Genomic DNA, 8,408 nt, shown 5'->3' with positions numbered 1-8,408 from the left:
GACCGCGCGGTCGCGCTTCTCCTTGGCCTTGTAGAGGGCGGAGTCGGCGCGCTGCACCACCTCGTCGGCGGTGGCGGCGTCGGTGGGATAGACGGCGAGCCCCACGCTCACCGTGACCGGCACCGGGCCCTGGGGCAGCCGGATCGTGGCGGTCTCGGACCGGATCGCCTCGCGCAGCCGCTCGGCGACCTCGAGCGCGTCGCTGCCGCCGGTGCCGGGGAGGAGCACCAGGAACTCCTCGCCGCCGTAGCGGTAGGCGTGGTCCGAGCCCTGGCGCAGACCCTGGGTCTGGAGCACCCGGCCGATCACCCGGAGGATCTCGTCGCCGAAGCGGTGCCCGTAGGTGTCGTTGTAGGTCTTGAAGTTGTCGACGTCGGCGAGGAGCACGGTGAGCGGGTAGCCGATGCGCTCGGCGCGGACGACCTCCTCGGCGAGGCGGGTGTCGAGCGCCCGGCGATTGCCCAGCCCGGTGAGCGCATCGGTGACCGAACGCGCCTCGGCGAGCTGGCGCAGCTTCTCGCGCTCGCGGGTGATCGCGGTGGTGAGGAAGGACACCGTGACGACGACGAAGAGACGGAATCCGATCTCATCCCAGTGAATGTGGAAGATGATCGGCTCGCCGTGGAACTGGCCGATGAGTCGCGAGGCGATGAGGGTGCCCGCGTACCCCGTCAGGAACAGGGCCGCGATCCGCCAGCTCTGCGGATAGTTGACCGCGACCTCGATGGCGATGACGCAGAAGAGCGCAAAGCCCGTATTGAAGTGGTTGTTGCTGAGCAGCAGCACCCACCCGGCGCAGATGAGGAAGTCGCCGACGATGAAGGCTCCCACCACGCGCTCCGCCAGAACCTTGGAGCGGCCGCAAATCCGTTCCAGGCCGAAGAACGCAACCGCGTTGTAGGCGGCGAGGACGATGGTCATCGCCACCAGTCCCGGGCGCGAGATGGGGGCGGGTTGGTTCTCCTTGAGATTGGCCTGGATCGCGAAGGCCAGGCCGAAGCCGACGGCGACCGCGATCCAGCGGCCGACCGCAATGGCGTGCTGAGTCTTCAGCCACTCCTTGGTCGCGTTCGCCGCTCCCGCCGGGGTATCCATGCCGAGGCTCACTCCGGCCCCCAATGCCCTGACCCTGCCCATGCCCCCGGCCCCGGGACGGAGGCACGGACCGAACCACCGCCTGGCCCGGCGCCGGCATGATCGCACGGCGTAATCGGCATCTTAAGTGAGAAACGTCCGGGAACAGCCATTCGGTGCACATCTGCGACCTCAGGGACCCTCGGAGATCCCCGGTCGCGGCGTGGGGGCCACCAGGTAGCTGATCAGCCAGCCCTCCACGGCCGCAAGCAGGATCGTCCCGGTCCAGACGTGGGTGGGCCACCACACCCCCCGCCAGGCCTGCAGCTCGAGGAAGTAGAGGATGTAGAGACCCGCCGTCCAGGTCGCCGCGAAGAGGCGCAGCCGGCCGCGCCGCCCGGGTTCCACCCGCAGCACTCCCAGGAGCACCTCGCCGAGCGCGCCCATCGCCACGGCGAGGAGGGCGAGCACCCCGATGTGGTCGACCGCGGTGATCAGGAAGCCGTTGATCCCGAGGATCACGAGGAGCGATCCCCGGGGCAGCCTCAGGTGGGCGACGAGCAGCAGCACCAGCCCGGCGAGCAGGCCGGTCTGGAGCAGGACGCCGAGGATCCCGAGCTGGATCTCGCGGGGGCGCACCCCGAGCACGGCGGGCGGGGCGTCGCCCGCCGCCCAGAGGTTGCTGAGCGGGTGGTCGAACTGGGTGAGGTAGGTGAGCACGCTGAGCAGCAGCGCCGCCGAGATCACCGCCGGCCAGGAGGCGTGGCCCCGTTCGGAGCGCCAGGCGACCCGCAGTGGCCCGCTGACGATCAGGCCGGTGCTGAGGGTGAGGAGGACGTGGGGCGGGCTGATCAGGCCGTTGACGCCGGTCTCGATCCCGAAGACGGTGTGCCACGCCCCGTCGGCGGCGCCCGACAGCGCGAAGAGCCCGCAACCGGTGAGGGAGAGCCCGTAGCCGCTGGCCCGGTCCCAGCCGAGGCCGCGGGCGAGACGGCTGCGGCGGAGCACGAGCAGATACCCGGCGGTGGCGAGCATCCCCGAGTAGAGCACGGCATGCCAGGGGGTGAGGAAGGTGTCGGCGAGGCGCAGGTTGGAGTGCGCCCAGACGTCGAGGTAGCCCCCGCCGACCACCCAGCAGCCGAGGGCGGCCACGGTCCAGTCGGCGGCCCCGGTGGCCGCCGTGGCGCCTGCGGCGGGGCCCGCCGCCGCGGGGCGGAGAGCCGTCGATCGCTCGCCGGTGACCGTCGCCATGCTCCCTCCCGAGCACCCGCACCGCCGTCCGATGGGCGGGTCGCGCCTCACGCCAGTGTATGCCGGTGCGGTCGGCGGTGAGCCCCGGAGCGGGGCTCAGCCGGCGTCCGGCGCCGGGCGGGCCCGCACCCGGGCGGTGAACACGGCTCCGCGCACCCCCCTGAGGTGGCGGGGGAGGGCGCGCGACCAGCGGAACTGGTCCGCGGTCGCCGCCCGCACCTCCGGGGTGCCCACCACGCAGCCGGGCCGGGCGGCGGCGGTGAGCCGGCTGGCCAGGTTCACCGCGTGCCCGTACCAGTCGGCGCCGACCTCGACGGCGGGGCCGCAGGCGATCCCGGCGCGGAGCTGGGGGAAGTCCGAGCCCTCGGCGTCCACGGTGTCGACGAGCCGCAGCAGCGCCTCGACCATGGGCACCGGCTCGGGGGAGACCAGCATCACCGCGTCGCCGATGGTCTTGACGATCGCGACCGGCGGATGGACCAGCTCGTAGGAGAGGGTCACCAGCCGGCCGGCGACGCGGCCGATCTCGTCGGCGTGGACGCGGTTGCCCAGCCGGGTGAAGCCGACCAGGTCGGCGAAGGCGACGCAGACGTCCCGCGCCCCGCGCACCCCGCCGGTCTCGCGCTCGGCCCGGCCCACCGCCTCCTGCTGCAGCGCCTCGCGCAGGTGGCCGCGGAACTGGTAGACGCCGAGGGCGGTGACCAGGGGGAAGAAGACCTCCGCCGCCTGGGCGTATCGGCGGCTGACGTCGAGCTCGCTGTCGCCGGCGCGCACCAGGAGCCGGGACGCCACCCGGGTGATCGCCCGCGCGATGCTCGAGACCCCCTGGCCGGCCACCCGGGAGACCTCGACGATGTCCTCGGGGGCCACCCCGGCGGCGAGCAGCCGGCCGAGCGCGGAGGCGGCCGCCAGGTCGGCCGAGGTGATCTCCTGCACCGGCGACAGCCCGGCGGCGCGGCGGTGGTCGTCGAGCTGCTCCCGGGTCAGCCCGGCGCGCCGCTCCAGGGTGGCGTCGCTGTAGCTGCGGCCGCCCCGCAGGGTGAGGTCGGTGAGCAGCAGCGAGAGCCGGTCGGCCTCGACGGCGCCGAGCAGCTCCTCCCGGGGCACGCCCTCGTCGAGGAGCGCGCGCAGCAGCCGCCGCCGGGCCCGCCGCTCCGCCTCGGTCACGGCGCCGGCGAGCAGGGGATCGTCGTTGGCGAGCCGGAGCGCCGGCCGCCCGGGGCCGCGGCCGCGCGGTTCGGTCATCGCTCCGATTGTCCGCGAAGCGGGCCGGAGCCCGGCCCGGGGGCGGGACGGGAGCGGTACCCTCGGGACCCGGATCCAGGCAGCGGAGGGAGATCCATGCGCCCGGAGGAGATCCTCGACAGGGTGCGCGACACCCTGACCGTCCGCCAGGTGTTCGGCGAGCCGTACGAGCGCGACGGCGTCCTCGTCGTCCCGGTCGCGCGGGTGGCAGGGGGCGGCGGAGGCGGCGGCGGTGGCAACCCGACCGAGGGGAGCGGCAGCGGCGGCGGCTTCGGGCTGGAGGCCCGCCCGGTCGGCGTCTACGTGATCCGCGACGGCGAGGTGAGCTGGCGGCCGGCGGTCGACGTCACCCGCATCGCCCTCGGCGGCCAGCTGGTCGCCATCGTCGCCCTGCTGGTGGCGCGGAGCGCCGTCCGCCGGCTGGCCGGACGCTAGGTCAGGCGACCCCGCGCGGTTGGGGCACCAGGTCGGTGGCGGGCATCCAGTCGAGCCGTCCGGCGGCCTGGAGCTCGCGCACCGCGGCCACCGGGTCGGGATCGCTGAAGGAGCTGCGGTCGCTCTCGGGCTTCGCGGTCGCGTCCTCGAGCCAGTAGCTGGCCTCGAGGGCGATGCCGTTGGGATAGGTGAAGTAGATCGAGTGGATGAAGCCGTGGTCGATCTCCTCGGTCACCTCGACGCCGGCCTCCTCGAGGCGGGCGTGCAGGTCGAGCAGCGCCTCGTGGTCGGGGAGGTTGAAGGAGAGGTGGTCGAGCTGGAGCGGCTGCTCCACACGCCAGCCCGCGGGCTTGCAGAAGGTGTCCGCCCCCTGCCACTCGAAGAAGGCCACGCAGTTGCCCGGGGCGATCTCGAAGAAGTAGTGACGCATCGGCCCCGCCATCAGGGTGGCGACCAGCCGCATCCCGAGGACCCCGTGGTAGAAGCGGACGGTCGCGTCCATGTCCGGGGTGACCAGTGCGAGGTGGTTGACCCCGTGCCAGGGCGGCCGCGGCATGTCCTGGATGGCCGCCGCGGCGGTCCTGGTGCTCCCGTCGCTGATCGCCATGGACGTCCCTCCGAAGCCCGACTCGATCTCCAGCCTACGCCCTTCGAGGAGGGAGTGGAGCCCTGGGCGCGGCGCCCAGGGCTCCGGGGGGGCGTCCACTGATACGGGCGCCGGGCGCCGGATGGATCACTCAGACGAGGCTGAAGTTCCGCAGCAGGTCGACCATCGTGTGCCCGATGCGTGCCGCCTTGGCGTCATCCACGACGGTGGGGTCGAGGTCCGGGATGTACCGCGCGATGCCGGCGGGATCGTCGTCGACCAGATAGCGCACCAGCGCGTGTCCGATCAGGGCGGCGGTGGTGTCGTCGAGCTCCTCGTTCGCCATGCCTTCCCTCACCTTGGGTGACCCGCGCGGTGCGGCTCATGGAGCGGACAGGCTACCCCACCGAACCCTTCGGGTCACAACATTACGGATATGTTAGGCTCGCCCCGGAGACAGGATCTCCTCGCTCACGCACGGCGCCGCGCTGGGGTAGGAGCCACATGACCGGACACACCGTGACCGTGACCGCCAGCACCGGCGGGTTCATCCCCGGCGCCTCACACCGCGCGACGTGCAGCACGTGTGGATGGCGCGGAGGTCGATACGCCGAGCGCGAGAAGGCCGACGCCGAGGCGCGCCATCACACCGAGACCGCCAGGCCGCTCGTGGTCGAGAACGCGACCCAGGCCGCCACCGACGCCGAGGGTGAGGCCGCCGAGCTCCGCCACCGCCAGGCCCGCGCCCGCTCGGCGTCCCACGACGCCGCCCGCACCAAGGCCCGGGGTCGGATCGACACCCTCGGCGACTCCGCGCACCAGCAGGCGCTCGACGCCGAGATCGACCGGCAGCTCGCCGCCCTGCGCCGCCCGCCGCTCCGCCCGTAGACCGCGGCGGCGTGCGGACGGCAAACCGGACCGGTGGGTCACAATCGAGTCATGGACATCGACTTCTGGTTCGATCCCGCCTGCCCCTTCTGCTGGCGCACCTCGCGCTGGCTGCTCGGTGTCGCCCCCCTCCGCAACCTGACCATCCGCTGGCGCAGCATCAGCCTGCTGGAGAAGAACGGCGGCGCCGAGAACGTCCCCGAGCAGTACCGCGCCCCGGTGGTGGCGACGCACCGCATGCTCCGCGTGGCCGAGCGGCTTCGTGCGGAGGGGAGGAGCGACCTGATCGAGCGCTTCTACACCGAGGTCGGAACCCAGATCCACCACGACGGCGTCGACGCCCAGGACATCGACGTCGCCGCCGTCCTCGGCGCCCTCGGCGCCGACCCGTCGGTCGCCGCCGCGCTCGACGACGAGAGTCTCGACGACGCCATCCGGGCCTCGATGTCGGAGGCGCTGAGCCGGACCGGCGAGGACGTCGGGACGCCGCTGGTCGGGATCGACGGCAGCGTCTACTTCGGGCCGGTGGTGGCTCCCGTGCCCACCGGCGAGGAGGCGCTCGAGCTCTTCGACGCCTGGCGCACCCTGGTGCGGCTGGGCACGTTCTGGGAGCTCAAGCGCGGCCGCGAGGGCATCGACATGACCCCGCCCCCACGGCCCGAGACCGTGGTCCCGTCGCGTCAGAGGGTCGGCTCACCCGACACCCGGTAGCCCGCGCGGGGGCGTGAGGCGCCCGCTGTGCGAAGCCCACATTACAGAGCTGTGAGAAGATGCCGGTGAGCAGGGTCCCAGGGAGGAGCGCAATGGAGACACGCGTCGACCAGATCGCCGACCGGATCTACAGGATCTCGACCTGCATCGCCGAGGTCGCGCCCGGCGGCTTCACCTTCAACCAGTTCCTGGTCGACGCCGAGGAGCCGTTGCTCTATCACACGGGGATGCGGGCGCTGTTCCCGCTGGTGCGCGAGGCCGTCGAGCGGATCATGCCGGTGGAGCGGCTGCGCTGGATCGCGTTCGCCCACCTCGAGGCGGACGAGTGCGGCTCCGTCAACGACTTCCTCGCGGTGGCACCGCACGCCGAGGTGACCCATGGCGCCCTCGGCTGCATGCTCTCGCTGAACGACCACTGCGACCGGCCACCGCGCCCGCTCGCCGACGGCGAGGTGCTCGAGCTCGGCGGCGCGGCTCTGCAGCGCCGGGTGCTCGAGGTGTCGACGCCCCACGTGCCCCACAACTGGGAGTCGCACGTGCTCTTCGAGCAGGAGACCGGCACGCTCTTCTGCGGCGATCTGTGCACCCAGATCGGCGACGGACCGGCGGTCACCGACGGCGACCTCCTCGAGGCTGCCGTCCAGGCCGAGGACATGTTCCGGCAGACGTCTCTCGGCCCCGCGATCGCACCGACCTACCGGCAGCTCGCGGACCTCGCGCCACGCACGCTCGCGGTGATGCACGGTTCGTCGTTCAGCGGTGACTGCCCGGCGCTGCTGCGCGCCCTCGCCGGCATCTACGAGGAGCGCTCCGCCTCAGGCTCGGGGCAGCCACTGCCCCTGCACTGACCGGCCGGCGCGAGGATCCCAACCGTGACCCGGGGTGGATCGGCGGGCGGTTGGTAGTTCGATATCAAGCTTCTTGACAAAGTGCTACAACATGGAGTAGTTTGATATCGAGATATGTCCATCCCCACCCCGAGGTCGTCCACCGCCATGGAGGTCGCCATTCTCGGCACCGGACGGATGGGGTCCGCCCTCGCCCGTCGCCTCGCCGGGGCCGGCCTCGTGCCCGTCCTCTGGAACCGGACCAGAGCTCGCGCGGAGCGGGTGGGTGTCGGATCTGTCGTCGCCACACCTGCCGACGCGGTGCGCGACGCCGGGGTCGTCATCACCAGCCTGACCGGCGCCGACGCCGTGCGCGCCGCCTATGGCGGTCCCGCGGGCGCGCTCGCCGCCGCCCGCGGGCAGGTTTTCGTCGAGATGAGCACGTCGGGACCCGACCTGTTGGCGGAGTTCGAGGCGCGCTTCGCAGCGACCGGCTCGACCCTGATCGACGCGCCCATCCTCGGTGCTCCGGCGGTGGTGCTCCGCGGAGGGGCCACGATCCTCGCCGGGGGCGCGCCCGCCGACGTCGAGCACGTCCGACCCCTGCTCCGGCTGCTCGGCGAGGTGCGCCACGTCGGCCCGCTGGGCAGCGGAGCGCGCCTCAAGCTGGTGGCCAGCAGCATGGTCGCGGCGGTGATCATGTCCGCTGCCGAGCTGCAGACCGCCGGCGAGGCAGCGAACCTCGACCCCAGGGACGTCTTCTGGGTGCTCGCCCGCCAGGTGCCGTGGCTCGAGATGCGCCGGACCGGGTTCGTCGACCGCTGGCACGAGCTCACGCTCTTCGCCGCCCGCGACCTCCGCAAGGACCTCGACCTGGCGCTCGACACGTTCCACCGGTCGCGGGCCCTGGCGCCCGTCACCGCACTGGTCCGGGAGCTCGTCGCCGAGACCGCGGCGGACATCGCCCACCTCGACACCCCTCCGGTGATCTCGGGCTGTCGCGCACGGCGCCGGGGAGCCGCGGCACGCTCGCTGCTCGGACGGGAAGGCTCCGCGAGGCGGGTGGCTCGCCGGTCGCACTGACACCCGCGCGTCTCTCAGGAAGTTGCAATCGGGGCTGCGGGAAATTCTCGGTTTCCTGCATACGGCCGAACCCGATCGCCCCCTATCGTGTCCACCGAATCCGCACCGGACACCGGCTCCTGTGAGAAGTTGCGCACCGGGAGGAGAACCGCCCATGCCACGTCACGTCGACGCCCGGGCGCCGAGGCGATGACGGCGCCCGCCGCCGCCCAGCTCGCGCTCGCGATCATCTGGATCTTCGCACTGGTGGCGCTGGGTCGAAACACCACCACCTGAACCGTGCGCCGGCGCACCTGCCGGGCGATCGC

The 8,408-nt window shown here is 72.6% G+C and carries 11 protein-coding genes; 5 read left to right on the top strand and 6 right to left on the bottom strand.

Going from position 1 to position 8,408, the window contains the following annotated elements:
- The 3 genes from VGL20_18340 to VGL20_18330 all read right to left on the bottom strand — a co-directional run.
- Positions 1-1,095 (bottom strand): GGDEF domain-containing protein (locus VGL20_18340; GenBank protein HEY2705646.1); only part of this gene is annotated, 1,095 nt, incomplete at its 3' end.
- A gap of 171 nt (positions 1,096-1,266) precedes the next feature.
- Positions 1,267-2,325: a hypothetical protein gene (locus tag VGL20_18335; GenBank protein ID HEY2705645.1), complete on the bottom strand. Its 1,059-nt coding sequence runs from the start codon at positions 2,323-2,325 to the stop codon at positions 1,267-1,269.
- Between the two features lie 96 nt (positions 2,326-2,421).
- Positions 2,422-3,570, bottom strand: coding sequence for an adenylate cyclase regulatory domain-containing protein (locus VGL20_18330; GenBank protein ID HEY2705644.1), 1,149 nt, complete (start codon positions 3,568-3,570; stop codon positions 2,422-2,424).
- A 96-nt stretch (positions 3,571-3,666) separates the two neighbouring features.
- On the opposite strand from VGL20_18330, the gene VGL20_18325 reads away from it, so the two are divergent.
- On the top strand, positions 3,667-4,005 hold the full coding sequence (locus tag VGL20_18325) for a spore germination protein GerW family protein (GenBank protein ID HEY2705643.1): 339 nt from the start codon (positions 3,667-3,669) through the stop codon (positions 4,003-4,005).
- 1 nt (position 4,006) lies between these two features.
- On the opposite strand, the gene VGL20_18320 is transcribed toward VGL20_18325, so the two are convergent.
- Both VGL20_18320 and VGL20_18315 read right to left on the bottom strand, forming a co-directional pair.
- A complete protein-coding gene (locus VGL20_18320) occupies positions 4,007-4,612 on the bottom strand; it encodes a VOC family protein (GenBank protein ID HEY2705642.1) in 606 nt (201 codons plus the stop codon).
- A 130-nt stretch (positions 4,613-4,742) separates the two neighbouring features.
- Positions 4,743-4,937, bottom strand: a complete 195-nt coding sequence (locus VGL20_18315) for a hypothetical protein (protein HEY2705641.1) — start codon at positions 4,935-4,937, stop codon at positions 4,743-4,745.
- Positions 4,938-5,095: 158 nt separating this feature from the next.
- Between VGL20_18315 and VGL20_18310 the strand changes: the two genes are divergently transcribed.
- The 4 genes from VGL20_18310 to VGL20_18295 all read left to right on the top strand — a co-directional run bounded on the left by VGL20_18310 (position 5,096) and on the right by VGL20_18295 (position 8,100).
- A complete protein-coding gene (locus tag VGL20_18310; GenBank protein HEY2705640.1) occupies positions 5,096-5,479 on the top strand; it encodes a hypothetical protein in 384 nt (127 codons plus the stop codon).
- A 51-nt stretch (positions 5,480-5,530) separates the two neighbouring features.
- Complete coding sequence (locus VGL20_18305) at positions 5,531-6,190, top strand: DsbA family protein (GenBank protein HEY2705639.1); 660 nt, start codon at positions 5,531-5,533, stop codon at positions 6,188-6,190.
- Between the two features lie 92 nt (positions 6,191-6,282).
- Positions 6,283-7,038, top strand: coding sequence for an MBL fold metallo-hydrolase (locus VGL20_18300; GenBank protein ID HEY2705638.1), 756 nt, complete (start codon positions 6,283-6,285; stop codon positions 7,036-7,038).
- 147 nt (positions 7,039-7,185) lie between these two features.
- A complete protein-coding gene (locus VGL20_18295) occupies positions 7,186-8,100 on the top strand; it encodes an NAD(P)-dependent oxidoreductase (GenBank protein ID HEY2705637.1) in 915 nt (304 codons plus the stop codon).
- A gap of 14 nt (positions 8,101-8,114) precedes the next feature.
- On the opposite strand, the gene VGL20_18290 is transcribed toward VGL20_18295, so the two are convergent.
- A partial coding sequence (locus tag VGL20_18290; GenBank protein HEY2705636.1) for a hypothetical protein occupies positions 8,115-8,408 on the bottom strand: 294 nt, incomplete at its 5' end.

It is taken from the genome of Candidatus Dormiibacterota bacterium, from assembly GCA_036495095.1.
Lineage (GTDB): Bacteria > Chloroflexota > Dormibacteria > Aeolococcales > Aeolococcaceae > CF-96.
This window is presented reverse-complemented; position numbering and strand designations above follow the sequence as displayed.